At 64.6% G+C, this 25,892-nt stretch carries 26 protein-coding genes; 14 read left to right on the top strand and 12 right to left on the bottom strand.

Annotated features, from left to right (window positions below; genetic code table 11):
• Positions 1-26: 26 nt before the first annotated feature.
• Positions 27-1,646 (bottom strand): MFS transporter, encoded by a 1,620-nt coding sequence (locus CH271_RS23280; RefSeq protein ID WP_256986521.1) that lies wholly within the window; start codon positions 1,644-1,646, stop codon positions 27-29.
• Between the two features lie 81 nt (positions 1,647-1,727).
• Here CH271_RS23280 and CH271_RS23275 point away from each other — a divergent pair, with 81 nt between their 5' ends.
• Complete coding sequence (locus CH271_RS23275) at positions 1,728-2,294, top strand: TetR family transcriptional regulator (protein ID WP_143546105.1); 567 nt, start codon at positions 1,728-1,730, stop codon at positions 2,292-2,294.
• Positions 2,295-2,475: 181 nt separating this feature from the next.
• On the opposite strand, the gene CH271_RS23270 is transcribed toward CH271_RS23275, so the two are convergent.
• The 5 genes from CH271_RS23270 to CH271_RS23250 all read right to left on the bottom strand — a co-directional run bounded on the left by CH271_RS23270 (position 2,476) and on the right by CH271_RS23250 (position 7,545).
• Complete coding sequence (locus tag CH271_RS23270) at positions 2,476-3,456, bottom strand: NAD-dependent epimerase/dehydratase family protein (RefSeq protein ID WP_094635022.1); 981 nt, start codon at positions 3,454-3,456, stop codon at positions 2,476-2,478.
• Between the two features lie 81 nt (positions 3,457-3,537).
• Positions 3,538-4,857 carry an MFS transporter gene (locus CH271_RS23265; protein ID WP_094635021.1) on the bottom strand — a complete coding sequence of 440 codons (1,320 nt, stop codon included), beginning with the start codon at positions 4,855-4,857 and terminating at the stop codon, positions 3,538-3,540.
• Positions 4,854-5,402: a 3-isopropylmalate dehydratase gene (locus CH271_RS23260; protein WP_094635020.1), complete on the bottom strand. Its 549-nt coding sequence runs from the start codon at positions 5,400-5,402 to the stop codon at positions 4,854-4,856. Before CH271_RS23260 ends, CH271_RS23265 begins: the two co-directional genes overlap by 4 nt.
• Entirely contained in the window at positions 5,399-6,664 is a 1,266-nt protein-coding gene (locus CH271_RS23255) for a 3-isopropylmalate dehydratase large subunit (RefSeq protein ID WP_371828458.1), read from the bottom strand. Before CH271_RS23255 ends, CH271_RS23260 begins: the two co-directional genes overlap by 4 nt.
• Before the next feature lie 5 nt (positions 6,665-6,669).
• Positions 6,670-7,545 carry an isocitrate lyase/PEP mutase family protein gene (locus CH271_RS23250; RefSeq protein ID WP_037194900.1) on the bottom strand — a complete coding sequence of 292 codons (876 nt, stop codon included), beginning with the start codon at positions 7,543-7,545 and terminating at the stop codon, positions 6,670-6,672.
• A gap of 109 nt (positions 7,546-7,654) precedes the next feature.
• On the opposite strand from CH271_RS23250, the gene CH271_RS23245 reads away from it, so the two are divergent.
• Positions 7,655-8,461 (top strand): IclR family transcriptional regulator, encoded by an 807-nt coding sequence (locus tag CH271_RS23245; RefSeq protein WP_037195521.1) that lies wholly within the window; start codon positions 7,655-7,657, stop codon positions 8,459-8,461.
• A gap of 41 nt (positions 8,462-8,502) precedes the next feature.
• Here CH271_RS23245 and CH271_RS23240 read toward each other — a convergent pair whose 3' ends face one another.
• Entirely contained in the window at positions 8,503-9,336 is an 834-nt protein-coding gene (locus CH271_RS23240) for a DUF72 domain-containing protein (protein WP_037195523.1), read from the bottom strand.
• Between the two features lie 95 nt (positions 9,337-9,431).
• On the opposite strand from CH271_RS23240, the gene CH271_RS23235 reads away from it, so the two are divergent.
• Positions 9,432-10,532 carry a S1C family serine protease gene (locus CH271_RS23235; protein ID WP_094635018.1) on the top strand — a complete coding sequence of 367 codons (1,101 nt, stop codon included), beginning with the start codon at positions 9,432-9,434 and terminating at the stop codon, positions 10,530-10,532.
• A gap of 6 nt (positions 10,533-10,538) precedes the next feature.
• Here the strand turns inward: CH271_RS23235 and CH271_RS23230 are convergent, their stop codons facing one another.
• A complete protein-coding gene (locus tag CH271_RS23230; protein WP_094635017.1) occupies positions 10,539-10,919 on the bottom strand; it encodes a VOC family protein in 381 nt (126 codons plus the stop codon).
• Between the two features lie 59 nt (positions 10,920-10,978).
• Here CH271_RS23230 and CH271_RS23225 point away from each other — a divergent pair, with 59 nt between their 5' ends.
• The 6 genes from CH271_RS23225 to CH271_RS23200 all read left to right on the top strand — a co-directional run bounded on the left by CH271_RS23225 (position 10,979) and on the right by CH271_RS23200 (position 15,258).
• Entirely contained in the window at positions 10,979-11,956 is a 978-nt protein-coding gene (locus CH271_RS23225; RefSeq protein ID WP_179274782.1) for an LLM class F420-dependent oxidoreductase, read from the top strand.
• A gap of 67 nt (positions 11,957-12,023) precedes the next feature.
• Positions 12,024-12,632, top strand: coding sequence for an AIM24 family protein (locus CH271_RS23220; protein WP_037194903.1), 609 nt, complete (start codon positions 12,024-12,026; stop codon positions 12,630-12,632).
• A 1-nt stretch (position 12,633) separates the two neighbouring features.
• Positions 12,634-13,311, top strand: coding sequence for an AIM24 family protein (locus CH271_RS23215; RefSeq protein WP_037194904.1), 678 nt, complete (start codon positions 12,634-12,636; stop codon positions 13,309-13,311).
• Between the two features lie 12 nt (positions 13,312-13,323).
• Positions 13,324-14,067 (top strand): AIM24 family protein, encoded by a 744-nt coding sequence (locus CH271_RS23210; RefSeq protein WP_094635016.1) that lies wholly within the window; start codon positions 13,324-13,326, stop codon positions 14,065-14,067.
• 85 nt (positions 14,068-14,152) lie between these two features.
• Positions 14,153-14,479: a hypothetical protein gene (locus CH271_RS23205; protein ID WP_037194906.1), complete on the top strand. Its 327-nt coding sequence runs from the start codon at positions 14,153-14,155 to the stop codon at positions 14,477-14,479.
• Between the two features lie 257 nt (positions 14,480-14,736).
• Complete coding sequence (locus CH271_RS23200) at positions 14,737-15,258, top strand: hypothetical protein (RefSeq protein WP_037194911.1); 522 nt, start codon at positions 14,737-14,739, stop codon at positions 15,256-15,258.
• Here CH271_RS23200 and CH271_RS23195 read toward each other — a convergent pair whose 3' ends face one another.
• Positions 15,259-16,407 carry a macrolide family glycosyltransferase gene (locus tag CH271_RS23195; protein ID WP_094635102.1) on the bottom strand — a complete coding sequence of 383 codons (1,149 nt, stop codon included), beginning with the start codon at positions 16,405-16,407 and terminating at the stop codon, positions 15,259-15,261. It lies immediately after the preceding gene.
• Between the two features lie 34 nt (positions 16,408-16,441).
• The gene (locus CH271_RS23190) at positions 16,442-16,756 is read right to left on the bottom strand and encodes an ArsR/SmtB family transcription factor (RefSeq protein ID WP_037194912.1); all 315 of its coding nucleotides are present in this window, start codon (positions 16,754-16,756) and stop codon (positions 16,442-16,444) included.
• 91 nt (positions 16,757-16,847) lie between these two features.
• On the opposite strand from CH271_RS23190, the gene CH271_RS23185 reads away from it, so the two are divergent.
• From CH271_RS23185 to CH271_RS23170, 4 genes are all read left to right on the top strand, one after another.
• Positions 16,848-18,131 (top strand): MFS transporter, encoded by a 1,284-nt coding sequence (locus tag CH271_RS23185; RefSeq protein ID WP_094635015.1) that lies wholly within the window; start codon positions 16,848-16,850, stop codon positions 18,129-18,131.
• Positions 18,100-18,687, top strand: coding sequence for a GNAT family N-acetyltransferase (locus tag CH271_RS23180; RefSeq protein ID WP_094635014.1), 588 nt, complete (start codon positions 18,100-18,102; stop codon positions 18,685-18,687). The genes CH271_RS23185 and CH271_RS23180 overlap by 32 nt, the downstream gene beginning before the upstream one ends.
• A gap of 9 nt (positions 18,688-18,696) precedes the next feature.
• Positions 18,697-21,066, top strand: coding sequence for a lysylphosphatidylglycerol synthase transmembrane domain-containing protein (locus tag CH271_RS23175; protein WP_037194916.1), 2,370 nt, complete (start codon positions 18,697-18,699; stop codon positions 21,064-21,066).
• A gap of 92 nt (positions 21,067-21,158) precedes the next feature.
• The gene (locus CH271_RS23170) at positions 21,159-23,003 is read left to right on the top strand and encodes a bifunctional diguanylate cyclase/phosphodiesterase (RefSeq protein WP_256986519.1); all 1,845 of its coding nucleotides are present in this window, start codon (positions 21,159-21,161) and stop codon (positions 23,001-23,003) included.
• A 27-nt stretch (positions 23,004-23,030) separates the two neighbouring features.
• Here CH271_RS23170 and CH271_RS23165 read toward each other — a convergent pair whose 3' ends face one another.
• Both CH271_RS23165 and CH271_RS23160 read right to left on the bottom strand, forming a co-directional pair.
• Entirely contained in the window at positions 23,031-23,327 is a 297-nt protein-coding gene (locus CH271_RS23165; protein WP_094635013.1) for a putative quinol monooxygenase, read from the bottom strand.
• A gap of 13 nt (positions 23,328-23,340) precedes the next feature.
• Positions 23,341-24,846 (bottom strand): PucR family transcriptional regulator, encoded by a 1,506-nt coding sequence (locus CH271_RS23160; RefSeq protein ID WP_256986518.1) that lies wholly within the window; start codon positions 24,844-24,846, stop codon positions 23,341-23,343.
• Between the two features lie 149 nt (positions 24,847-24,995).
• Between CH271_RS23160 and CH271_RS23155 the strand changes: the two genes are divergently transcribed.
• Positions 24,996-25,892: an FAD binding domain-containing protein gene (locus tag CH271_RS23155; RefSeq protein ID WP_230596455.1), complete on the top strand. Its 897-nt coding sequence runs from the start codon at positions 24,996-24,998 to the stop codon at positions 25,890-25,892.

Genomic DNA, 25,892 nt, shown 5'->3' with positions numbered 1-25,892 from the left:
CAGCGGGGTTCCTTTCTCGTGTGCGTCTAACCGATGTGGACCGGAGTGTCGCCGACGGGCAGGTCGTCCTTCTTCGCCCGGACCAGCACCAGCACGACCGGGCACACCAGTGCGACCAGGATCGCAGCGGTTCCGAAGGCCCACGCATAGCCCGATACCTCGGCTGCGAAGGCGTGATCGATGGTGGCCAGCACGAAGTCGCGGATCGGCTCCGGCAGCGCGGCCAGTACCTCGTCGCTGGGAATTTCCTGGCCGGCGAGGGCCTCGGCCGGCACTCCTGCGGGCGGAGTCGGGGCCGGGTTGTCGGCCAGGTACGACGTCTTGGACGAGGTGTAGACCGTGGTGAACACCGCGGCACCGAGTGCGCCGCCGACCTGCAGAGTGGCGTTGATCAGAGCGGATGCCGCACCCGCGTCGTGATCGGGGACGCCGATGAGCGCAACGTTCTGCATCGGCACCATCAGCAGACCGAGGCCGAGTCCGAGCAGCACGACGCCGGGCAGCACGTGCGTCCAGTACGAGGTGTCGACGCCGATCTGCGTGAGCAGCAGCAGGCCGATCGCGGAAACCACCGGGCCGACGGCCATCATCGGCTTGGGCCCGATCTTCGGAACGAGAGCCGACGCGATCGCAGCGGTGATCAGGATGCCGCCGGTCATGGGCAGTGACGCGACACCGGCGATCACCGGGCTCATCTCGAGCACGATCTGGAAGTAGAAGGTCAGGTACAACGTGCCACCGAGCAATGCCGCACCGATGACGGCCGACCCGATGTATGCGGCACCGCGGTCGCGGTCGAGCAACACACTCAGGGGGAGCAGCGGGTTGGCGGACTTGGATTCGACCACGACGAACGCGGCGAGCAACGCGAGGCCGAGTGCGATGAAGGAGATGGTGGGTACCGTCGCCCAGCCGTTTTCGGCTTCGGTGAAGCCGTAGACCAGTGAGGCCAGTCCGAGTGCGACGAGGATCGCGCCCGGCAGGTCGTAGCGGGTGTCTCCGTGCGCCTTGCTTTCCTTGACCAGCGGGACTGCGGCGGCGATGGCAATGACGGCAACGGGGATGTTGACGAGCAGGCACCAGCGCCAGTTCGCATATTCGGTGAGCACTCCGCCGAGGAGCAGGCCGACGGCTGCGCCGCCACCGGCGATCGCTCCGAACACGCCGAATGCCTTGGCTCGTTCCTTGGTGTCGGTGAAGGTGATCGTCAGGATGGCCAGTGCTGCAGGTGCGAGCAATGCAGCGAAGACGCCCTGACCTGCGCGTGCGATGAACAGCTGCCAGCCCTCTTGGGCGAGTCCGCCGACTGCGGAGGCAACGGCGAAGCCGGCCATGCCGACGATGAACGACCGCTTGCGTCCCCAGTAGTCGGCGATGCGGCCACCGAGCAGCAGCAGTGCACCGAACGCCAACGCGTAGGCGGTGATCACCCAGGTGCGGCTGGTGTCGCTGATGCCGAGGTCGATCTGAGCCTGCGGCAGGGCGATGTTGACGATGGTGCCGTCCAGCACGATCGTGAGCTGTGTGATGGCGACGATGCAGAGCACCAACCAACGGCGCTCGTAATTCGGATTCTCGGCCAGCGCCCCGTGTTCGGAGACCTGCGACATGTTTCTACCCCACTCGTACTCGTTGATTCTGGGCACGAAAAATGTCCCGACCGAAAAGGTAGGCCACTCGAACGACCGTGTCAAACGAACTAGTTGGTTGGCGGTAGGGTGGCCGACATGAAGCCAGACGCCAGCGCAACCCGCGCCCGCATCGTCGTCGCCGCACGCACGGAGTTCTCCGAGCACGGACTGGCCGGAGCACGGGTGGATCGCATCGCGGTCTCGGCAAAGGCGAGCAAGGAACGCCTGTACGCCTACTTCGGAGACAAGGAAGCACTCTTCCGGGCAGTAGTGGAAGACGGATTCGCGCGCTTCCTGGAGTCGGTCCCGTTCACTGTCGACGATCTCGGCGGATACGCCGCGCGCGAGTACCTGCACCTCGCCGCCAATCCCGAGGAACACCGACTGCTGCTGTGGACACAGCTTCAAGGCGGCATGGTGGTCGCGGGTGCCGACGACATCCGCACAGTGATCGCCGAACGGCGACGCGCTATGGCAACTGCACAGCAGGACGGTCTGATATCCGACGCCTTCACCGTCGACGACCTGTTCACCATGATCTTCGGCATCACCTCGTCCTGGATGACGGCTCCCGGCAGCGACTGCGGACCCGTCGACGACGCGGAACACCAGCGTCGGGCGTCGATCATCGAGGGTGCGGTGCGACGGCTCTGCACTCCATAGCGTTGTCTATCACCCTCTAACTTTCGGGCAAGAGTGACGAATAGTGGGGTAGCGGGGCCGGCTTCCCCGCAAACGCGCGCGCGTTTGCCATACGCGCGCGAATTCGACACCGATCCGTTGGCAATTCCGAACGCGTCTGACGATTCCGCGCGCGTCTGTTCCCTTCGCCCACCTCGCAGACTCACGTGAGCCCGCGGCCCGCCAGAATTGCCGCCTCACGCTCTGCCGGGAGTCCGACGGGCGGCCGATCACCCCTCATCGGCGTCCGCCCGCCCAGGGACTGCAACCACGTCCACGTATCCGCGACGGTCTCCTGAATCGGACGCGTCCGAAGACCTGCGGCACATGCCTTCGAAACGTCGGATGCATGCAGCGAATCATGATCTGCACCGGGTGGAATCCAGATCGGGAGCTCCGTCCACGGCTGCACCCCCGCAGCGCTGAGGACGTCCGGCTCCACCCAACACAGGCGAGCGTCGGACCGGGTGGCGTCGATGCAGCACTGCAACAGCTCGCCGATGGTCGCGTGACCGGGCCGGCTCACCACGTCGTACGCACCGCCCAGCCCTCGCGCGGCAGCATCAAGGCTCCACGCAACAAGATCGCGGACGTCGATGTACTGCAGCGCCAGATCGACCGGACCGGGTGCCAGCACCTCACCGGCGCGCTCAATTCTGTTCAGCCACCACGGAAGTCGGCCGATGTTCTCGTACGGCCCGAGAATCAGCCCGGCGCGGACCAGCAGCGTTCGATCGCCGAAAGCCGCAACTGCCGCTCGCTCACCGCCCAACTTCTGCCGCGCATAGTCCTCGCCGGGCCCCTGCACTGTCGGCCACGCCTCGGTCGCTCCCGCTCGCGGCGCGTCGTACACCGATCGACTCGAAACGTAGACGTAGCTGCCGACTCGGCCGTCGAGCATCGTCGCCGACTGCGCCACCACGTCCGGTTCCCACGACCAGGTGTCGAAGACTATGTCCCAGTATCCTTCTCGGGTCTCATCCAATCCGTCGGACGAGCGCCTGTCGCCCCGAAGTTGCGTGACACGAGGATCCGACGCGGTTGTGCCGCGGTTCAGGACCGCGACATCCCACTCCAGCTGGAGAGCATGTTCGACGGCAGTTCGCCCCACGAAGTCGCTGCCGCCGAGGACCAATAGCTTCATGAATCCATTGTGCCGGTGAGCAGTCCGTCTGTTCTGCCGAACGCCGGGTTCGGATCTCTGCTGACAGCAGAGCGGCTCGAGCTACACAGGAAGCTTGCTGTGTCCCGTCTCCTTGATGGTCAGTACCGTCGCTACACCGATGACGCACACGCCCATGACCCAATACGCCGGTGACATGGCATTGCCCGTCGATTCGACCAACTGGGCCGCTACGTAGGGGGCCGTTCCACCGGCCGCGATCGTTCCGATGTTGAAGCCCAACGACACTCCGGTGTAGCGAACTGCCCGAGGAAAGAGTTCGGTGAACAGCGGGAAAGCCGGGACCTGCACCACACCGTTGAGCACCATGTAGACGAAGTAGACGACGCCGACGATCAGAATGCTCGACGTCGCACCGAGAATCATGAACACCGGCAGCGCGATGATCACGTAGGCCACGTAGCCGAACAGCAGCACGGGTTTGCGGCCGAACCTGTCGGTGAGCATCCCGCTCAGCGGGAATGTGGCGCAGGCCAATGCAATTGCCACGGCCGACGTCCAGTACACCGAGTCCTTCGAGAAGCCGAGGTCGTTGATCAGATACACACTGAAGTAGGTCAGTCCGATGTATCCGGATCCGTTCATGGCGATCGCGATGCCGACGACGCGGAGCACCGACCACGGTTGCTTCTTCACCACGTCACTCAACGGGCTCTTGGCGACCTCGTTCTTGGCTGCCATTTCCTCGAACTCCGGGCTGTCCTCGAGCTTGAGTCGCACACGGAGACATACGAACGCCAGGGGCAGGGCCAGTAGGAACGGGATGCGCCATCCCCACGACGACATCTGTTCGTCGGTCGTGATCAGAGCCACGAGCCCGACGACGGCCGCAGCGACGGCAAAGCCGAGAGTCGATCCCACCGGCGTGAAGGACCCGAAGAATCCCCGACGGTTCGGCGGTGCCGACTCCGCGATGTACGTTGCGGCACCTCCGATCTCACCGCCCGCAGAGAATCCCTGGGCGAGCCTGATGATGACCAGCAGAACGGGGGCCAGCACCCCGACACTCGAGTGTGTCGGCAGCAGGCCGAGAATTCCGCACGCGACACCCATGCACACCACGGTGATGACGAGAGCGTGCCGACGACCCTTGCGGTCCCCGAGCCGACCGAAGAAAATTCCGCCGAGCGGACGGGCGACATAGGCGACGCCGAATACGGCCAAGGTCGCGAGAATCGACACGCCGGGACTGGTGGATGGGAAGAACAGCGGCGCGATGATCACCGCGAGAAAGCCGTAGACCGCGAAGTCGTAGTACTCGATGAGCGTACCGACACCTCCGGCAATCGCAGCTCGACGCGCAGTCGTGGTGTCCGCCTTGGGCGGAGCGACTCCTGCGCGGGAGTGTTCGGTGTTCGTCATCGCGCTGATCCTTCTGTGAGTGGTTGCGTGCTTCGGTGTTCGGAGAGAAGAAGTTCGTACGAACCGCCTGCTTCGATGACAGCGACGGTTCGGGCGTTCGGTGGACGGCCGGCGATCGTGGTGCCGTCCTGCTTCGACACCTCTGCACGCCGCCAGTCGAGTCTGACATCGTCACCGACGGCCACCGCGTCGGATATTCCGGGAACGGTGATCAGGGGCATACCGTTGAAGGTCTCGCCGCGCCAGAATCCCGGTGAGAAGGATTCCGCCACAACGGCACTGATACCCAGGTTGCGAAGCGCCACCATCGGTGGATAGTGCGGATGTCCATAACCGAAGTTGCGTCCTCCGACGATGATGTCTCCGGGGCGGACTCGATCGACGAAGCCCGGGTCGTACGCCGTCATGCAGACCGACCGCAGGTGGTCCGGGTCGTATGACTTGATGTTGGCCACTCCCACGACGAGATCGATGTCGAAGTCGTCACCGAATATCCACGCGACCGCGCCGTCGATGACGTCGGGCGGGGGCGGGTACGCGCTCATGACCCCACCTGCGCGATCGTCCCGGCGAGGGCGCTGGCCGCGACGGTGAAGGGCGAACCCATGTAGATGTTGGCGTCGGAGCTACCCATTCGCCCGGAGATGTTGAGCACCCCGGTGGAAATGCAGTTCTCGCCGGCCGCGAGGGGCTTCTGGTAGCCGAAGCAGAAGTCGCAGCTCGACACCGCGATGTGTGCGCCCGCCGATCGCAAGATGTCCAGCAGCCCTTCGCTTTCGGCCTGATCGTGCACCTTCTGGGAGGTCGGCACGACGTTCAGCTCGACGCCGGGAGCGACGGTTCGCCCGTCGAGCACCAGAGCCGCTGCGCGTAGGTCCTCGATGCGGCCGCTGGCGCAGGAGCCGATGAAGGCCTTCGTGATCGGGATTCCGGCCAGATCGGCAGCGGTGTGCGTGTTGGCAGCACGGGCCGAACCGGGCTGCACCACCTGCGGCACGATGGTCGACAGGTCGATGGTGTGGTGCGCCGCGTAGGTGGCACCCCCATCGGGAAGCACGGGGGTGAACGTCCGCCGGGCGACGTCATGGGCGTAGGCGAGCGACAGCTCGTCGGGTTCGAAGATCGCCGAGACCGCTCCGGTGAACATCGCCATTCCGCACAGCCCCTGACGGTGGTCGATCTTCATCGACCGCGCTCCGGGGCCACCGAACTCCATGACCTGGTGGGCGCATCCGTCGGCACCGACCAGGTCGATGATCGTGTGAACGAGATCGCGACTGTCGACGCCGGCGCCGAACTCACCCACGAGGTCGAACCGCGTGGTGGCCGGGATGTCGACGTACAGCTGACCCGTCACCCAGGCCTCGATCAGATCGCGGCGGATGCCCCAACCCAGTGCGCCGAAAGCACCGATTCCACTGATGTGCCCGTCGAAGTGGACAAGGAAGTCTCCTGGCGTCGCGAGTCCGAGTTCGGCAGTGAGCTGGTGGCCGATGCCCCGCCCCTCGTGCAGCTCGATGCCGTAGAACTCGCACCAGTCTCGCGTGACCTGATGCACCTCCTGCTCTTTGGCGTTCTTCTTGGTGAGCATGTGGTCGATGAAGACGACGTACCGGGAGGGGTCGACGAGTTCGGTGATGCCGAAGTCCTCGCGCATCTGCCGGAACATCACGTCGGTGTAGCCGGGGAAGTCGTAGGCGATCATGCGAGCGGGCCTGACGGCGTGATTCTCTCCGGCATGCACCACATCGGCATCACAGGTTCGGCCGAGGATCTTCTCGACCATCGTCAGTGCGTCGGAGCTCATGCCGATCACACCTTCGCGTCGGCGGGAAGGTACTTGCGTTGCGCTGCTTCCACTTCCGGAAAGCCGATCAGATCGACGAACTCGTGGTGCTGCAACGCGTCGGCGCTCACGTCGGCCGGCGCTTCGCCGCCGGCCAGTCGTCGCAGGGCCTCACGAGCGGCGCCGGTGGCGGCCATCAGCACCTGAGTGGGCAGGAGAGCGAGTCGAACACCGATCTGCTGCAACACGTCCGGGGTGAACTCCCGCTCGGTCCACGTCGATGCGGTCAACGTCGCCATCAGCGGGACGCCTACGGCGTCGTGACAGCGAGCCCACTCGTCGGCGGTCTCGAAAGTCTTCGTGACCGGCATGATCATGTCGGCACCGGCGTCGACGTATGCGGTGGCGCGTCGGATCGCGTCGTCGCCACGCGCATCGGTGCGGGCGATCATCAGGACGTGGTCCGGAAGCGAATCCCGTACCGCGCGCACCTTGCCCGACGCTTCCTCGATGCTGATGAGGTCCACCGGCTCGCCCACGCAGATGGGGCACTTCTTGGGCGAGAGCTGGTCTTCCATGAAGACGCCCTGAACACCTGCGGCGGCGAACCGGGCTGCTGTCCGCGCCGCGTTGACGGCGTTGCCGTAGCCGGTATCGATGTCCGCCACGAGGGGGAGGGAAGACGCTTCGCCGATGGTGCGTACCGCCTGAAGGTTCTCGGTCATCGTGTACAGCTCGGCGTCGGGGAGTCCGAGGGCAGCCGACACTGCGAATCCGGAGGCGCACAGGGCCGAGAATCCGGCCTGCTCGGCGAGCTTGGCGGTCAGCCCGTCCCACACGCCGGGGGCGTACACGAGTCCCTGTTCGGTCAGTTCTCTGAGTGTCGCAGTCATACACACCATCCATTTCGTATTGCGGAACGCATTCCGAAACTAGAGTGGTGGCGATCACAAGTCAAGGGGGGTTCGTAGGATGGCGGCAGCACTTCCCAGTCCGATCGAAGGAGCACACGTGGCATCGCCCATCGAGTCCGACGCCAACGCCGGCCGCGACATCGTCGGAGCGGTGGTCAAGGCGTGCAGGCTGCTCGAGCACTTCGACACCTTGCATCCGGTATGGACACTGAACGACTTGACGACAGCAAGTCGAATGAACAAGACCACCGTGCACCGGTTGATGACCACGATGATCCACGCCGGCTGGGTGGACCGAACGCCCGAGGGCTCGTACCGAATTGCCATGCCCGTTTTCGAGATCGGATCGTCGGCACTGACGCAACTCGACATCCGCGGTGCCGCGCAACCGTACCTGTCGGAGATAGCCGAAAAGTTCGGTGACACTGCGTATCTCATGGTACCTGCGGACGAGGGCGCCGTCTGCATCGATCGCCATGAAGGAAGCAATCCTCTTGTGGTCGCTGGCATTTCGATCGGTTCGGTTCTCCCGTATCACGCCACCGCAGGCCCGATGGCCATGCTGGCGTTCTCCGCTCGGATTCGCGACCGATGGCTCACCGAAGACCTACCTGCGTTCACGGATCGAACGCCGACCGCGCCGGACGAGTTGCTGACACGTCTCGAACAGATCCGAGCGCAGGGGTACGCATTGAGCAACTCGGACTACCTCACCGGCGTCGCGGCGGTCGGAGCACCGATCCTCGGGCGAGGCGGCGCGGTCGTTGCATCGATCAGCGTGGGCGGCCGAGCGGAGACATTCGAGGGCGATGCCCTGAGAGAGAAGGTGTCCACGATTCTTGCCTCCGCAAAGGGCCTGTCCCGTGTGGCAGAGGCGCTACCTGCGCCGGGGCGAGAACATTGAACTATACGTACATCTACCAGGTGGGCTAGAGAGCCGAATACTCATCTACCGATTCGCTCGATCAGTTTCATGGCGTCGAAAGGTGCATATCCTTTGACGTCGTTGTCGAAGTACACGTGGACGTCTCGGCCCGTGGCCGTCCAGTCCGAGATCTTCGCCGCCCACCGATCGAGCGCCGCATCCGTGTAGCCGCTGGCATACAGCTCCTCGTCACCGTGCAGGCGGGCATACATGAAATCGGCTGTCGGAGTGTCGACGTACGGATACTTGCCGGCGGTGTCGGCAACCACGAACGCAATGTCGTTCTCGCGCAACAAGTGCACGGCCTCGTCGGTCGCGAAGCTCTGATGCCGGGCCTCCACGCAGTGCCGCAGGACACGAGACGACGGAGGCGGCAACAACACCCGATCCTCGGTCAGCTTGTCATCGCGAGACTGCGCCAGAGCGACTGCAGCGGAGACTGTTCGGGGCAACACGGCGAAGAAGTCCGACATCTTCTGCGCGTCGAATTCGAGGTTCGGAGGCAACTGCCACAGGAACGGTCCGAGCTTGTCGCCCAGCGTCAAGACCCCGGTGGCGAAGAAGTTCGCGAGGGCTGCCTCGACACCGACGAGCCGCTTGATGTGGGTGACGTATCGACCGCCTTTGATGGAGAACACGAAGTCGTCCGGCGTCTCGTCGTGCCACTTGGTGAAGCTCGACGGCTTCTGCATCGCGTAGAAGGTGCCGTTGATCTCGATCGACGTCAGATGTTCCGACGCGTACCCGAGCTCCTTGCGGTGGGCCAAGCCCGCCGGATAGAAATCACCTCGCCACGGCGCGTACGTCCAACCGGAGATGCCGATCAGGACTCGGGGTCGATGCGACGCGGGCATGGACAGACTGTAGACGGACGCACGGAGAGGTACCGCCAGGCCGTGATCGCCAACTAGCTGGCACCACCATCGCCACCGGACCATAATCGGTCTCTATGCGGTCGGGTGGACGAGCGGTGGTGTTGACGCTGGTCGCTGCCGGCGTGTGGCTCTTCGCGACGCCACCGCTCGATCCCGGAACCGCAGATTTCGTCGCCACCCCGGCACCCGTCGCACCCGTCGTCGAACCGCCACCGCTGACACTCGACGAGCTGTCGACTCGCGTCGACCCCACCGTCGTCACCCTCTCGGCGTCCGCAGGATTTTCCGGCGTCGCGGGCACGGGCTTCGTCGTCGCCCCCGACGGAATCGTGCTCACCAACTTCCACGTCGTCGAGAACGCCACCGAGATCAGCGCAGTACACATGGGGAACGGACTGATCTACGACGCCACCGTGTTGGGTTACGACAAATCTCGTGACGTGGCGGTCGTGCAGTTGATCACCGCGGCCGACCTGCCGGTGGTCGAGCTGGCCCCGGACCCACTTCCCGAGGTGGGTGATGCGGTGACCGCCGTCGGGAATGCCTCGGGTGCCGGGGTATTGGTTCCTGCTCCCGGTGCGGTGACGGCCCTCGATCAGCAGGTGCGTACGCGCAGTTCGGTGGACGGATCGGGAAATACGTTGGAACGAATGATTCGCGTCGATGCCGATGTGCGAGCGGGGGATTCGGGCGGACCTCTCTTCGACGCCTGGGGTCGTGTGGTGGGCGTGAACACCGCGGGGCTGTCCGACGAGGCACGCAACGGCACCGAGTTCTCACCCCCACAGGCGCCCGAGGCGTATGCCGTCCCCATCGCCGAGGCGGTCTCGGTCCTCGATCAAGTGCTCGCCGGCCGGTCGGGTGGCACCGTACATGTCGGCCCCACACCGTATTTCGGAGTCTCGGTGCGCGATGTGTCGGTCTTCGAGAACAAGCCGGCGATCGGGGCGGCCGTCGTGACGGTGACGTTCGATTCCCCGGCGGAGGTGCTGGGATTGTCTGCGGGGGACGTGATCGTGACGTTCGACGGCTCCGAGATCGGATCCTCATCGGACCTGGCGGAGGCGCTGCTCGGACGTCGCCCGGGCGAATCCGCCGTCGTCGAATGGGTCGATGACGCCGGTGTAACCAGCTCCGGCACAGTCACACTCGCCGCCGGAACACCGACTGCATAGGGGTCGTCAATCCTGCAGCACCGACATCACATTGCCCGCCGGGTCCGTGAACCAGGCGATCAGCGGTCCACCGTGTCGAAAGATCCCCTTCTCGTCGGTGCCCATCTCCGGATACTGTGCGAACACAACCCCTTTCGCAGTCAGTGCGTCGACTGCGCTCTCGATATCGGTCACCGGGAAGTTCAGGATGGTGTATTGCGCGGGCACGTGCCCGGGACCCGGATAGATCAGCACGATCGCCCCGGTCCCGAGGTGCAGCTCGAGCATGCCCATCTCGTTCTCGGTGACCGTCAGTCCGAGCGTCTCGGCGTAGAACGCGCGCGCCGCCTGCAGGTCGTCGACGGCGAACCCCGAGAACGGTTGCCTGGTCAGCTCCAGAATTGTCATCGTCGAATTATCGCGCTCTCGCACGTGCCGCGGGCGGATATCCGAGTAGCGTGGATCTCGTGACTATTCGCCTCGGTTACCAGATGCCCAACTTCAGCTACGACGGTTCGGTCGCAGAGCTCTTTCCCCAGGTCATCGCGCAGGCGCGCGAGGCCGAAGCGGCCGGGTTCGACACCGCATTCGTGATGGATCACTTCTACCAACTTCCCGGAATCGGCAAGCCCGACGAGCCGATGCTCGAGGCCTACTCCGCACTGTCCGCCCTTGCGACGGCCACCGACACCATTCAGCTCTCCGCCCTGGTCACCGGCAACACCTACCGCAATCCGGCGATCCTGGCCAAGACCGTCACCACGCTCGACGTCGTGAGCGGCGGTCGCGCGATCCTCGGGATCGGTGCCGGCTGGTACGAACTCGAGCACCAGAGCTTCGGACTCGAGTTCGGTACCTTCACCGACCGTTTCGAGCGACTCGACGAGGCACTTCAGATCATCGAACCCATGCTGCGCGGCCAGCGTCCGACGTTCGACGGCCTCTGGTACCAGGTCGAGAACGCGATGAACGAGCCGCGCATCCGCGATGATCTGCCGATCATGCTCGGCGGTGGCGGCGAGAAGAAGACGTTCGGCTTGGCTGCCCAGTTCGCCGACCATCTCAACATCATCTGCGACGCAAACGAACTGCCGCGCAAGATGGCTGCCGTGCAGGCCCGATGCGAGGAGGTCGACCGCGACCCCAAGGATCTCGAAACGAGCTTCCTCGCCTTCGTCATCATCGACGAGGACGGCGACAAGGCCAAGGAGTTGCAGCGCGAGTTCGTACTGAAGCAGGGCCTCGATCTGACGAACCTGTCGGAGGAGGACGCGGCGAAGGCCACCGATCGCCACTTCTGCGGAACCCCCGACGACGTTGCCGAGCAGGTGCAGAAGCGCGTCCTCGATCAGGGCGTCGACGGCATCATCATCAACCTGATCACCAACGGACACCAGCCGGGAGCCGTCGAACTGGCAGGTAAAGCCCTGAAGCCGCTCGTCTAGATATTTTCTCCAGCAGTAGCCGCGGGGGCGCGTGCAGTGGCATAGTTCCCCCGTGGCTCAGCTGAGGATGAACGGGCACCGCGTCTTGGTCGCCGACCTGACCGGCGACTCCCTGCGCGCAATGTCGGGCTCGATGGTGGCGTACGAGGGTGATGTCGCCTTCAAGAGTGCCGGCATGGGTGGTGGCGGCGGACTTCGCGCCGCACTCAAACAGAAGGTGACCGGCGAGTCGCTGTCTCTGATGGACGTGTCCGGCAAGGGCACCGTGTACTTCGCCGTCGACGCTCAGGACATCACTCTCGTCGAGGTCCAGGGCGACAACCTTCACGTCGAGTCGTCCCAATTACTCGCTCTAACAGGGCAATTGAAGACGGACATCAAATTCTCCGGTCTACGCGGCGCGAGTTCCGGCCAGGGACTGTTCACCACCGTCGTCAGCGGATCCGGCACTGTGGCATTGCTGTCCAAGGGTGGGCCGATCATCGCCCTCGCCGTCGATCCGCAGTACCCACTCGTCGTCGATCCCGACGCCTTCGTCGCCCATCGCGGCCAGTTGAACCAGAGCTTCGTCACCGACGTCACGTGGCGTTCCGCCATCGGCGGCGGTAGCGGCGAGGCGTTCTCCCTCCGCTTCGACGGCCAAGGCGTCGTCTACATCCAACCCGAGGAGCGCTGACGTGCCGCTCGAACTCGTCAACAGCAAAGTCGTGAAATCCGTTCTGGCACCGAATCAGAACGTGCTCGCGCGTCGTGGAGCGATGCTCTACTACACCGGCGACGTCCGGTTCGTTCCGCACTCGATGGGCGGCTCGGCCGGTGCCATGCCGGGCATGGGCGGCGTTGCAGGCATGGCCGGGCGGATGATGGCGGGCGAGCACGTGGCGATGATGGCAGCCGAGGGGCAGGGCGAGGTCTTCTACGGTCATGCCGGGTTGTACATCGAGGTGATCCACCTCGACGGTTCGTCGATGCTCACCGTCGAAGCCGATCGGCTCCTGGTGCACGACGGTTACCTCCAGAGTTCCATCGTTGCCCTGACCTCGCAGGGCGGCGTCCGTGGAGCAGTGCGCGGCGCGATGACCGGGCAGGGCCTGTTCACGACGCAGCTCACCGGCCAGGGCAGCGTTGCGGTTCTGTCGCACGGCGGCGCGACTCCGCTGCAGGTCGGGCCCGATCACCCTCAGGTCGTGGTGGATCCGCAGGCGTACGTCTGCCACATCGGCAACATCAACGTCGACATCTCCGCAAACGTCGGATGGCGCGACGCCGTCGGCAAGGGCAGCGGCGAGGCGATCCAGTTGAAGATGACCGGCATGGGCACCGTGTGGGTGCAGGCGTCCGAGCAGAAGTTCTAGGAGGGACACCCCATGGGTCTGGACATTCACACCCCGTACACGCTGCCGGTCAACGACAACGTCCCCGGCAACGACTACGCGTTCTGCGTCGAACTCGCCGGCCAGCCGTGGTTCACGTCGAAGGGCGCGATGATCGCGTACTACGGCAATGTTCGCTTCGAACCGCTCGGGCAGACGTCGATGCCCGCCATCGTCGCGGCGCGGTTCTCGTCGCCGCTGTACTCGAACGACTGGGTACTCGCGCAGGGCCAGGGCAAGCTGATCCTCGGCGATCGCGGGTTCAACATCAACAGCTACGACCTCGACGACGGCAACCTCACCATCCGGGCCGCGAACCTGCTCGCGTTCGAGCCGACTCTGGATCTCAAGCAGTCCATCGTCCCGGGATTCCTGACTCTGCTCGGTACGGGCAAGTTCCTGGCCTCGTCCAACGGCCCCGTCATGTTCGCCGAGCCACCGCTGCGTATCGACCCGGAAGCCCTTGTGGGATGGGCAGATTGCCCATCACCGTCGCATCACTTCGACGCCGACTGGATGCAGAACTTCCTCGGTGCGGCCCGCGGATTTCTCGGAGCCAACAGCGGCGAGGAGCGGCAGTTCGACTTCACCGGTGCCGGCACAGTGCTGATCCAGTCCAGCGAAAAGGTGCTCAACGATTCGCATCTGTTGCGCTACATCGAATCGCAGACGGTCTCGCTGGGCCAGAACTCCTTGCGAGCGCTGCACAACACCATCGGTGCCCAACTACAGCAGTAGCGCGGCTCGCAGCACCTCGACGGTATGCGCGGCGGCTGTTCGGAGAAAACGCGCATACTGGAGTTTCACCTGAGGAGGTACCGTCATGGCCAATCAAGGACCCTTCGGATTCGGATCCGACGACTTCGACAAGTTCGCTCGTGAGGCAACCGAGGGACTGCGTGAGGTGGTCGGCTCACTGTTCGCATCCAACGCCGGGGCACCCAAAGCTCCGCCTGAGCCCGAAACCACAGGTCAGAAGGGTGACGGAGTCTGGGCGATCTACAGCGTCGACGACGCCGGATCACCCCAGATCGACCAGCTCTACGCCACCGAACTCGATGCTCTCCGTGCACACAAGGACAACACCGACCCGCGTCGACGCGTCCGCTTCCTGCCCTACGGCGTGAGCGTCAGCGTTCTGGAGGACTGAATCGGGTGCACTGGACCGCGCTCAGCGCGGCTGGCTGCACCGGATTCGTGCATGCTCGACTCGGACTGCGGCGATACCCGGACCTCACGGGTACCGATCGGTGCCGCAAACCGCGATGTAGGAGTGCGAGTCGGTCTCGAACAGCAGATTCGCAGGTTTCACGATGGCTTTGCTGCGCCGCGCCCGAAAAGTGCCAAACGGTCTATTTTGAGGCAGACTCTGATGCGGACGATGCCACTCGACGACGAGGAACCTTCATGCGAACGACATTGCGCACCTTGACCATTGCCTCGGCTTGCACCACCCTCGCCCTCGTTGCACCCGCGTCGGCCCTCGCGGCCGAACCCGGGGACATCACATTCTCGTTCGCGGTCGACGGAACCAGCGTGACCAATACGATCACCAATTCCTCGGGCACGGTTATCGGCTGTGGAACATCGCTCGCACCTGCGCCGAACGGTGTTCTTCCTCCGGTCCTCGAGGTGATCGGCAACGGGCAGTCCCTGTACACCAACGGAGACACCCAGCCGGGTTCGACGGTCCAGACGATTACCGACGTCCCGGCCGGCTCCTATGTCGCGCTGGCGTCGTGCACTTCCGTCGACGGGGACACCACCACCGCATGGATCTCGGATTACCCCGGACTCGACGAATTTCTGAACGGGCTTCCCTGGACTTCATACAAGGTGGAGCAGTCCTCCACTGTCGTCACCGTCGAGCCGAGTACGCCGGCCCCCGATCTCGGATCCATACTGGACAGCGGTAGCGCCGCCAACTGATCACGCAAGAAACGCGACTACCGCATCCGCTGCCTGGTCGACGCCACCGTGCGCCCGCACCTCTGCACTGATCCCCGTTGCGCGTGGTGCGAATTCGCGAGCTTTGGCAACGGCGTCGGCCAGGACCGCAGCCGTGACCTTCTCGAATTCCAGGTGCACGCCTACCCCGAGTTCGGCGAGCATCGCGGCGTTGCCGAATTGATCGACGGCCTGCGGGACCGCGACGGTCGGCACACCGAACCACAGTGCCTCGGTACAGCCACCCATCCCGGCGTGGGTGATGAACACGGTGGCAGCGTCCAGCACCGCGAGCTGCGGAACATGTTCGTGTACTTCGATATTCGCGGGTAGCTCTCCGAGCACGGCCGGGTCGACGCGTCGGCCGATGGAGATCACCACGTGCCAGTCTGTGTTCGCGAACGTCTCGATGCACAGGCGGTAGAACTCCGGTCGCTCGTTGAATCCGGTGCCGAGGGAGATGTACAGGACAGGCGCGTCGGGTGCCGTCCAGCTTCGGTCCTGCAGACGTACCGGATCGACGCACGGCCCGACGAACTGCACCGAATCCGGTACCCGATCCGCATGGGGCTGCATCACTTTCGGGATCAGCGACAGACAGTGTTGCGGGTAGGTGATCCACTCCCACGGATCGGCGTCGATGTCGTTCTCTCGCAACCAGGCTGCATAGGTTTCGCGATACGCAACGCCGGTCGGCGACTCTCGAATAGAAGTCATCCCATCACCGAGATCCTCGGCGTATCCATCCCACGCCACGTACGTCGGCGACAGTTGCACCGCAGGAACGCCGTATCGCACACCGAGGACGGGTGCCGTCATTCCGCCGATGTCGTACAGGAACAGATCCGGCTGATCGTCGTCGTAGAACGCGGTGAGCACGGGATACGACGCAATTGCCTCGTCGAGGAAGACCTGCATCGCCGCCGCCGGATCGTCCGGCCACGACGCCTCTCCGTCGGGAAGTATCGAGGTGAACGGCACCACTTCGACTCCTGCGGGTTCGACCACGTGTCGCAGAGAATCACCGACGGCATAGGTGACGCGATGCCCGCGCCGGACCAGCTCGGCTATCACGGCCAGCGATGGATAGATATGACTCGGGGCCGTCGTGCCGATCATGGCGATGTGCATGGTGCCCACCGTAAGGCGCATCGCGTGCCGAGAGCTAGTGGATTTCGTTGGCGATCAGATCCAGCAAGCCGGGAAATCGATCGTTCAGCTCCTGGCGTCGCAGCGTCACTTTGCGGCTGTTTCCGCGATCGACCTGGAACACCAGTCCGGCTTCCCGCAGCACTCGAAAGTGATGCGTCAGAGTCGATTTGGTGACGCCGAGCTCGAACGACATGCAGGTTCGCTCGGCACCGTCGTCGTCGCCGACGAGTTCGGTGACCACTTTGCGCCGCAGTGGATCCGCCAGTGCAGACATCACCGCGCCGAGTTGCATTTCCTCGGGCTCCGGATGCCCGTTCTCGTCTGCCATGAGCTCCTCCCCACAACAAGGTACGACTTGCGCCGTACCTTCAAACCTGGTCTAGTACGAAAACCATCGTACCTAAGCCAAGGGGGGATCCATGAGAGCAGTTCTGCCGGTCGTACTCGCAGCACAGTTCGTCGTACCGATGTCCATCTCGGGCACCGCCATCGCGCTCCCGGTGATCGCCGCAGATCTCGGCTCCGATCCGACACCGCTGCAATGGGTCGTCAACGGCTTCAACGTTGCCTTCGCGTTGTTCACCGTCGTCTGGGGTGCGGTCTCGGATCGCATCGGCCACCGCACGTCGTTTCGCATCGGCGTCGTGCTCACGGCTGTCGCCAGCCTGGCCAGTGCACTGGCACCCTCCTTGCTCCTGCTCGACGCCGCGAGAGTCCTCGCCGGCATCGGTGCCGCAGCAGTACTGGTGGGCTCGACGTCCATTCTTTCGCTGCATTTCGAGGGGACCGAACGAGCGACGGCGTTCGCCCTGTTCGGCACCGTGAACGGACTGGGGTTGGCACTCGGGCCGACCATCTCCGGACTGCTGATCGCCGTGCTCGATTGGCGTGGAGTGTTCGCCGCTCAGGCTCTCGTCCTTGTCGTCGCGGCCGTCGGCACCCTGGCCCTGCCGGCACTACGCACCCCCACCACACCATCGACACTGCTCGATTTCGGCCTACTTCGTAACCGTCGTTTCCTCGCGCTGTGCCTGGTCCCGGTCGCCGGAGCCGTCGGATTCGTCACCCTGCTCACCTATCTGCCCGCTGCGCTCAGCGCCGTCGCGTCTCTGACGCCGGGACGGGCCGGACTGTTCATGCTGGCGATGACGATTCCGGTACTGATCGCTCCGTTGACGGTCGCCAGAGCGATCACCGCCTTCGAGGCCGTCACCCCGAACCGTGTGATCGGCACGAGTCTCGGCCTCCTGGTTCTCGGGAATCTCGGCATGCTGGCCCTGCAACCAGGCGTCTCGCTCGCCGCCGTCGTGGTCCCGATGATTCTGTTGGGGCTCGGATTCGGGCTCCCGATCGGGCTGGTCGACGGCGAAGCACTCGCTGCAGTTCCGCCGCGCAGCAGCGGCACCGCAGCAGGAGTACTCAATCTCTTCCGCATCGGTAGCGAGGCCGTGATGGTCGCCGGCTACGCCTGGCTGCTGACGATCCTCGTCCGCGGACGTGTGCCCGGCGAGGCCGACGCCGAGGCAGCGGCGGCCGGGCAACCGGGGTTCGCCGACGCCTACGCCCACGCCTTCACCGAAGTCATCGCCCTGGTGGTGGTGGCCGTGGCCGTCACCGCAGCGCTGATCGTCGTGCTTTCCCGGACGGGCAGGTCCGACGTATCGTCGGCGAATGTCCTTTCTGCAACCGGTGACCCTCACTGACGATCTCGTGACCCTCGAGCCGCTGAGCCACGATCATCTCGAAGGTCTGTGCGACGCCGCCCGCGACGGCGAGCTGTGGAATCTCTGGTACACCAGCGTGCCGAAGCCCGAGGAGATGGCCGCCGAGATCGACCGTCGACTCGGACTGCTCGACGCGGGCACCATGCTTCCGTTCACGCTGCGCCGCAACGACACCGGGCAGATCATCGGAGCGACGACGTTCTGCAACGCCGACGCCAGCAACCGCCGCGTCGAAATCGGATACACCTGGAATGCCCGCTCCGCGCACGGAACCGGCACCAATCCCGCGAGCAAACTGCTGCTGTTGACGCATGCATTCGAGGAACTGGGATGCATCGCCGTCGAATTTCGTACCCACTGGATGAACATGCAGTCGCGGACGGCGATCGCGAAACTGGGTGCGAAGCAGGACGGAATTCTGCGCAATCATCAACGCATGTCCGACGGTTCGTTGCGCGACACCGTCGTGTTCTCGATCATAGAATCCGAATGGCCCACCGTCCGCAACGAACTCCGCAGGCGTACCTCACGGTAGGTTGACCCCATGCGTGTGGATGGGCGGGACATTCCCGTAGCGGGAAACCTGCTTCAGCCGCTGGTGCGGAGAACCAGCGACATCATTCGGGTCGTATCGGCCGCGGCACTGCTGGGCGTGGTGATCGCCGGTTCGCTGATCACCAGAAATCAGTGGGATGCGCTCGAGCAATCGGTCTCGAACATCGTCGGCGTGCTCAGTCCCGACCAGTCCAATGCCGTCTACATCGTCTACGGCGTCGCCATTCTCGCGCTCCCGTTCGGCGTCCTGATCGGACTGATCGCCGGCCGCAAATGGAAACTGCTCGCCGGGTACGCGGCCGCGGCACTGCTGGCCGCCCTGGCGCTGTCGATCACCGGAACCGGGATCTCCACTCCCACCTGGGACCTCGACGTTCCCGAGCGACTCGACACCTTCCTCTCGCAATTCCTCGACGATTCGCGCTGGATCGCCATGTTGGCCGCGGCCCTGACGGTGTCCGGTCCCGGCCTGCCCGCACGATGGCGTCGGGCATGGTGGACGTTGTTGCTCGCGTTCGTACCGATACACCTGGTCGTCTCCACCGTGGTCCCGGCTCGCTCGATGCTCGGACTGGCGGTCGGCTGGCTCGTCGGAGCCGTCATCGTGTTGCTCGTCGGTACACCGGCACTGGAGGTTCCACTCGACGCGGCTGTTCGCCTGTTCCACAGTCGCGGTGTCACCGTTCGCAGCTTCACCGTCGTCCGTCCGGCCGGCCCCGGCCCGTTGGTGTTGAACGCGCACACTCCCGACGCCGATGTGGTGGTCGAGTTGTACGGGCAGAATCAGCGCAGCGGCGGCGCACTGCGCCAGTCCTGGCGGTGGTTCACGCTGCGTGGCAGCGAAACTGCGCCACTGCACGCGTCGATGCGCAGGGCCGTCGAGCATCGCGCCCTGATGGGTCTGGCCATCAAGGGGTTGGGTGCGGCGGGCAGTCATCCGCTGGCGGTGGCAGCGCTGGACAGGGGATGGACCCTGTACGCGCACAGCCTGCCCATCGGTGATCCGGTCGAGGCGGAGCACGACGACGCCACCCTCGGTGCCCTGTGGACGGCCCTGAACACCCTGCACGAGAACCAGATCTCCCACGGCGATCTGCACCGCGGCGAACTGAGGATCCACGACGGCAATGCCCTGTTCTGCGGTTTCGGCCATGCCGAACTCGGTGCCTCGGCTTCCCAGATGCAATCCGACGTCGCGCAGTTGTTGCTCACCACGGCGGACCTGTTCGGCTCCCAGCGCGCCGTCGCGACCGCCATCGACGTACTCGGCTTCGAGACCGTGGTCGCGGCCTCGGGTCGATTGACCAAGTCCGCCATCCCGCCTCGCATTCGCCAGTCGGTGCGCGACGCCGACAAGACGATGAAGGCTGTCCGGCTCGAAGTTCTCGAGCAGACCGGCACCGCCAAGATCGAGGCCGAACAGGTCACCCGATTCAGCCGCAACCAGATCATCTCGCTCGTGCTGTTGATCGGATTGGTCTATGTCGCATACCCGTTCATCAGTGCGGTGCCCGCATTCGTCACCGAACTCGGTTCGGCCAACTGGTGGTGGGCTCTGCTCGGTCTCGCGGTGTCCGCACTGACGTACATCGGTGCCGGAGCTGCGTTGTGGGCGTGCGCGCTGGGCAAGGTCAGCTTCTGGAATCTGACGGTGATGCAGGTCGCCAACACCTTCGCGGCGACGACGACACCAGCGGGCGTCGGCGGACTTGCCCTGAGCGTGCGCTTCCTGCAGAAGGGTGGGCTGGGAACGGTTCGCGCGACGGCCGCTGTGGCGCTGCAACAATCCGTCCAGGTGATCACGCACGTGAGCCTGCTGATCTTCTTCAGCGTCGTCGCGGGCACCTCGTCCGGACTGTCGAACATGGTGCCGGGCAACACTGTTCTGTATCTCATCGCCGGTGCTGCTTTCGGCGTCGTCGGGACGTTCATGTTCGTCCCGAAGCTGCGCCGCTGGCTGCGGGTCGCCGTCCGGCCGCAGATCAAGGAGGTCCTCGGCGAACTGGGCGAGCTCGCCCGCGACCCCAAACGCTTCTCGATCATCATTCTCGGCTGCGCGGCGACGACGTTGGGTGCCGCGCTTGCACTGTGGGCCAGCATCGAGGCCTTCGGCGGCGGCACCACGTTCGTCACCGTGACGGTGGTGACCATGATCGGCGGAACTCTTGCCTCCGCCGCGCCGACGCCGGGCGGTGTGGGTGCCGTGGAGGCCGCACTCATCGGCGGTCTGGCCGCCTTCGGCGTGCCCGCCTCCATCGCCGTACCGTCGGTGTTGCTCTACCGTGTCCTGACCTGCTGGTTGCCGGTGTTTCTCGGGTGGCCGACATTACGGTGGCTCACCAAGCGAGACATGGTCTGACGCACCGGTAGCCAGCGAGTACGCCCGATTCCGGCCCAGCTCCAGGTGGCGCTGGTAGCGTTCAGTCGGCCGGGGATCTGCCCATGAGAGGTATGCCCATTTCCAGACCGGGGATTACGGTGACGGCCGAGGGCCGAACACGGTACAGACCTGGCCTCGACGCCACACACTCGAGTGTCGACGACGACTACACGTATTTCGCGAACACCGCGCGCGAGCGTTGGGTGCGGTATTTCATCGGAACCCTGACACTGTTGTTCGGCCTGTCCGGGATCCTGATGGTTCCCACCGGCATCCACTACGACGGCTTGGCGGTATTCGTCCTCATCGGGGCGTTGACGACGATTCCGGTCGCGATCGCGTGGTTCGTCAGACCATGGCCGTCGACACGTCTGGCCAATGCCTTCGTGTTCTACGCGGACGTCGGCATCGTTGGCATCCTGTTCAGCAGCACCGACCATTACGTACCGCTGGCCGGGTGCATGATGTTCACGATCGTGGCCGTCTTCACCGTCATCGCCAGCTCGTTCCGAGTCATGTGGGCTCACCTGGCAGTCTCGGTGGCGACGGTACTTGCGCTCGGCGTACTCGCGGTCGGTCAGGGAAAGAACCCGTGGCTGGTGGCAGCAACCGCAGTCACAGTCGCCACGTTGTACCTCACCCCCCTGATGATGCGGGCGTACATCCGACATCTACGTTCTCGGGCATCGGGTGCCGTCGTCGATTCGCTGACCGGCCTGTACAACCGGCGCGGATTGCTCGAGGCGATCGACGACGTCGGTACCGCGTCCACCGACTGCGCCTCGGATCGAACCCTCGGGGTCACCGTTCTCGACATCGATCGGTTCAAGGACATCAACGACCGATTCGGGCACCCCACCGGCGACGCAGTACTGATCGAGGTCGCCTCGCGACTCACCGCCGCGGTTCCGAAGACATCGGTGGTCTCGCGTCTGAGCGGCGACGAGTTCGTCATCGTGCACGTCGGTTCGCCCGGCGAGATCGAATCGACCGATCACAGGATCCGGGCCGGTCTCGACGAGAGCTTCTCCGGGCCGCCCTTCACCGCCAGTGTCGGTTCGGCCTCGGAGCTCCTAGGGAGCGAACCCGTCACCCCTACCATCGTGCGCACACTGATCGCACTGGCCGATATCGAGATGTATCGCAACAAGTCTCGACTGTCCGAGGACGACGGCAGTGCACGGGGCAGCGGCACCGGAACGCGAGCGGCCATCCGCACGCGCATCGAGACTCTGATCTCGCGAGGCGGGCCGGACGTGGTGTTCCAACCTATCTGCGACGCGGCCACCACGACGGTCGTCGGGTACGAGGCGCTCTCTCGCTTTCCTTTCGGCTACGGCCCGCCGTCGATGTGGTTCCGCGACGCCACCGATGCGGGAATCGGACCGCTTCTCGAAGTCGCGGCCATCGACCGCGCGCTGGCCGCATCCGAATCACTTCCCTGCGGGATCTTCATCTCACTCAACGCATCTGCCGACACCATTCGCTCCACCGATCTGGCTGCCGTACTGCGGCCGTTCCAGAAGAACCGACAGTTCCACATCGAAATCACCGAACACGAGCGAGTCCACGACTACCGCGCGGTCGCCCGAACCATCGAATCCTTGCGCGGAGCAGACATCTCCATCTCCGTCGACGACGTGGGTGCAGGCTTCGCCGGACTTCGCCAGGTGGTCGAATTGCGACCCGACACCCTGAAGGTCGACTACGCACTGGTGCACGGAATCGACACCGACCCGATTCGACGGGCCGCCGCTGCATCGGTCATCGGATTCGCACACGAGATCGGCTCGACGGTCATCATGGAAGGCGTCGAAACCGAAGCGGAACTGCGGGTGGCCGTCGAACTCGGGGCAGACATGGTGCAGGGCTTTCTCACCGGACGACCTCTACCGCTGTCGGACATCAGCAGGTAGCGCTGCACCGCCGCTCTCGCAGAGAACTCAGATCGACGAATCGACGGTGAACTTAGTCAGAGTCGGCGCGGCGGCGAGCAGCGGCGGCAACTCGGCGATCTTGCCCGGTCCGGCGCGGAACTCGCGGTACTTCGCATCGGCCTCGGCCGACTCCCACGTCTCGTAGGCGATCACGTGTGCCTCGTTCTCCTCGTCGACCCACACCTCGACACCGAGGCAACCCTCGAATGCGCGAGTATCGGCGAGCACCGTCCGCAGCAACGCGCGGGCATCGGCCACGGACTCGGGCTTGAACGTCAGATCCAACAGAGCGATGAGTGCCATGGCTTCACACTAGTCATCTCAGCCGAAGTGCCAAGTAGAACTCGATTCTGTCCTCCAGTCGCGACAGATCGCGGCCGGTGAGTTCCTCGATGCGCTGGATGCGATATCGGACGGAATTGACGTGCATGTGCAGTTGTTCGGCACATCGCGTCCAGGCACCGTTGGTGTCGAGGTACACCGACAATGTCTCCACGAGATCACTGTTGTGCAGGTCGTCGTAGTCGACCAGGGGAGTCAGCAGCCTCGAGGTGAACATGCGTCGCACGTCATCGGGAACGTTGGCGAGAAGTATTGTCAACGTGGCCAATTCATCGTGCCCGACGACGCTGCAGTCCGAGCCACGGCGCTCGGCGAGCCGGCGGGCGTAGCGCGCTTCCTCGATCGCGCTTCGGATGTCGGCGGGCGCGGTCGGAGCGCTGACACCGATCGAGGTGCCGCTACCGATCAGTCCCGGCGCCAGCGTGTGGACGGCCCGCCGAACCGAATCGGTTCGATCGGTTCTCGCCTCCACCAACGCGATGGCCTCGTCGTCGACGATTCCGACCGTGATCTCCAACGGTGCCAGCACTTCTCGCAGCAGCGGGCGTAACTCACCGAGGCGCAGGGTCTCGCCGGATGTGGCCACAGCCACTGCAGCGTAACGTGTTTCGATATCGAGTCCGATGACGTGCATCTGGGCGAGGATGTCTGCGGCCGTCGCGCCCCCGACGATCGCGCGCACGAACTCCTGCGCCAGAATTCCCGACCCCGACAGGCGATCGTCGACGCGACTGCGCTCCACGGCCACGATCGACGCCAGCTGCCCGGCCAGGGAAAGCCTCGGCGCATCCCATGTCTGCCAATCGCTTTCGAAGGCCACGAACCAATCCACGACCCGCGGCGCGGACTCTCCATCGACGGCGAACACCGAGACTCTCTGCTCTCGGCAGTACCGCGGCAGCCGCACGGACGACATGAATTCCTGCGCCACGGCTTCGGTGTCCGGCGGATTGTCGGATCCGGCGAGTACCCGTCCCGACGCAGTGACGACCCAGCAGTTCATGCCCAGATCGGAGCTGACCATCTCCAGCAGCGGACCCAGCCCGCCGCCCGGGCCGGCACTTGCCACGAGGCGTCGATGCCGGTCGAGCACGAGACTGAGGTCCGAGGCTCTCGCCGTCGACAGTTGCCGGACGACGCTCTCGGTGACCGTGGCGAAAGCGATGTCGGCGGGTACACGAAAGAGCGGCAGCCCGTGCTCGAGGCAGGCGTCGACCAGATCGTCGGGCACGACGCCGCCGTCGGATGCCGCCAGCGCCGAGATCCCGGCCTTGGACACCGCCCGTACGAACGTCCTCGAGTCCTCGGGGCCCGTCCGCCACATCAGGCCGGTCAAGACCAGTTCGCCCCCGCTGAGGTAGCGGCTCGGATCGAGCATGTCGGTGGTCACGACCCATCGGATGGTCGGATCGAAGTGCTCGGGAGTGACGATCGGCTGCAGTTTCAGATCGGCGAGACCAGCCAGATCACGCAGCCTCACGGTGACATCGACCTCCTCTTCGTAGGATCCTCCAAAACCTACACTGTGATCGGCGTCATACTTCGTCGTTCCTGTCTCTCGTTCCCAACGCCCCAGGCCGCTGTACTGGGTGAACACGAAGCAGGAGTGGAGCCTGCAGGAACGACCCGATGAAGAAGACAGCGAGCGGAGTACCGAATATGGATTTTCTGCGACCACAGACCTGGGGCGACGCGTTGGCCGCGAAGGCCGACGATGTCGACGCGGTGCCCATCCAGGGCGGCACCGACGTCATGGTCGAGATGAACTTCGACCTGCACCGGCCGGGCGCATTGCTGGATCTGAACCCGATCACCGAACTCACCGAATGGGAACAGCTTCCCGACGGGACGCTACGGGTGGGCGCAGGCGTGCCCTACGTTCGCATCATCGCCGAGCTCGGAGACATGCTTCCCGGCATCGCCCAGGCCTCCCGCACCGTCGGTTCACCGCAGATCCGCAATCGCGGCACCGTCGGCGGCAACCTCGGTGGCGCGTCACCCGCAGGTGATCTGCACGCGCCTCTGCTCGCGGCGGGCGCAACCGTGGAGGTCGAATCGGCCGAGCGCGGTGTACGCATGATTCCCGCGACCGAGTTCTACCTCGGCGTCAAGCGCAATTCCTGCCGGCCGGACGAACTCATCCGCGCCTTCCACGTGGCACCGGCAGCGGGACCGCAGTACTTCTCGAAGATCGGCACCCGCAACGCCATGGTCATCGCCGTCTGCTCGTTCTCGATCGCGCTGTTTCCACAGGAGGGTCGCGTCGGTACCGGTCTCGGCTCCGCTGCGCCGACGCCGCGCCGGGCTTACGATGCCGAGAACTACCTCGCGGCCGAACTCGAGTGGGACGGTGCCCTCGATCCTGGGGTGTCGGAGGAATTCGGCCGATTGGTCAGTGCGGCAGCAAGTCCCATCGACGACGTACGAGGCACTGCCGATTACCGCAAGCACGCCCTGTCCGTGATGGCCCGGCGAACACTGGGTTGGGCATGGCGAGACCTCACAGCCGCACGGAAGGTGGCCTGA

It is taken from the genome of Rhodococcus sp. 05-340-2 (genome assembly GCF_002258915.1).
Classification (GTDB): domain Bacteria; phylum Actinomycetota; class Actinomycetes; order Mycobacteriales; family Mycobacteriaceae; genus Rhodococcoides.
The sequence above is the reverse complement of the archived record's forward strand: the minus strand, read 5'-3'. Positions and strand labels throughout refer to the sequence as shown.

Bases quoted from the DNA above. Each gene is read 5' to 3' on its own strand.
- CH271_RS23275 (WP_143546105.1), top strand. From the start codon at position 1,728: ATGAAGCCAGACGCCAGCGCAACCCGCGCCCGCATCGTCGTCGCCGCA.
- CH271_RS23270 (WP_094635022.1), bottom strand. From the start codon at position 3,456: ATGAAGCTATTGGTCCTCGGCGGCAGCGACTTCGTGGGGCGAACTGCC.
- CH271_RS23265 (WP_094635021.1), bottom strand. From the start codon at position 4,857: ATGACGAACACCGAACACTCCCGCGCAGGAGTCGCTCCGCCCAAGGCG.
- CH271_RS23260 (WP_094635020.1), bottom strand. From the start codon at position 5,402: ATGAGCGCGTACCCGCCCCCGCCCGACGTCATCGACGGCGCGGTCGCG.
- CH271_RS23255 (WP_371828458.1), bottom strand. From the start codon at position 6,664: ATGAGCTCCGACGCACTGACGATGGTCGAGAAGATCCTCGGCCGAACC.
- CH271_RS23250 (WP_037194900.1), bottom strand. From the start codon at position 7,545: ATGGTGTGTATGACTGCGACACTCAGAGAACTGACCGAACAGGGACTC.
- CH271_RS23240 (WP_037195523.1), bottom strand. From the start codon at position 9,336: ATGCCCGCGTCGCATCGACCCCGAGTCCTGATCGGCATCTCCGGTTGG.
- CH271_RS23235 (WP_094635018.1), top strand. From the start codon at position 9,432: ATGCGGTCGGGTGGACGAGCGGTGGTGTTGACGCTGGTCGCTGCCGGC.
- CH271_RS23230 (WP_094635017.1), bottom strand. From the start codon at position 10,919: ATGACAATTCTGGAGCTGACCAGGCAACCGTTCTCGGGGTTCGCCGTC.
- CH271_RS23220 (WP_037194903.1), top strand. From the start codon at position 12,024: ATGAACGGGCACCGCGTCTTGGTCGCCGACCTGACCGGCGACTCCCTG.
- CH271_RS23210 (WP_094635016.1), top strand. From the start codon at position 13,324: ATGGGTCTGGACATTCACACCCCGTACACGCTGCCGGTCAACGACAAC.
- CH271_RS23205 (WP_037194906.1), top strand. From the start codon at position 14,153: ATGGCCAATCAAGGACCCTTCGGATTCGGATCCGACGACTTCGACAAG.
- CH271_RS23200 (WP_037194911.1), top strand. From the start codon at position 14,737: ATGCGAACGACATTGCGCACCTTGACCATTGCCTCGGCTTGCACCACC.
- CH271_RS23195 (WP_094635102.1), bottom strand. From the start codon at position 16,407: ATGCACATCGCCATGATCGGCACGACGGCCCCGAGTCATATCTATCCA.
- CH271_RS23190 (WP_037194912.1), bottom strand. From the start codon at position 16,756: ATGGCAGACGAGAACGGGCATCCGGAGCCCGAGGAAATGCAACTCGGC.
- CH271_RS23185 (WP_094635015.1), top strand. From the start codon at position 16,848: ATGAGAGCAGTTCTGCCGGTCGTACTCGCAGCACAGTTCGTCGTACCG.
- CH271_RS23180 (WP_094635014.1), top strand. From the start codon at position 18,100: ATGTCCTTTCTGCAACCGGTGACCCTCACTGACGATCTCGTGACCCTC.
- CH271_RS23175 (WP_037194916.1), top strand. From the start codon at position 18,697: ATGCGTGTGGATGGGCGGGACATTCCCGTAGCGGGAAACCTGCTTCAG.
- CH271_RS23170 (WP_256986519.1), top strand. From the start codon at position 21,159: ATGCCCATTTCCAGACCGGGGATTACGGTGACGGCCGAGGGCCGAACA.
- CH271_RS23165 (WP_094635013.1), bottom strand. From the start codon at position 23,327: ATGGCACTCATCGCTCTGTTGGATCTGACGTTCAAGCCCGAGTCCGTG.
- CH271_RS23155 (WP_230596455.1), top strand. From the start codon at position 24,996: ATGAAGAAGACAGCGAGCGGAGTACCGAATATGGATTTTCTGCGACCA.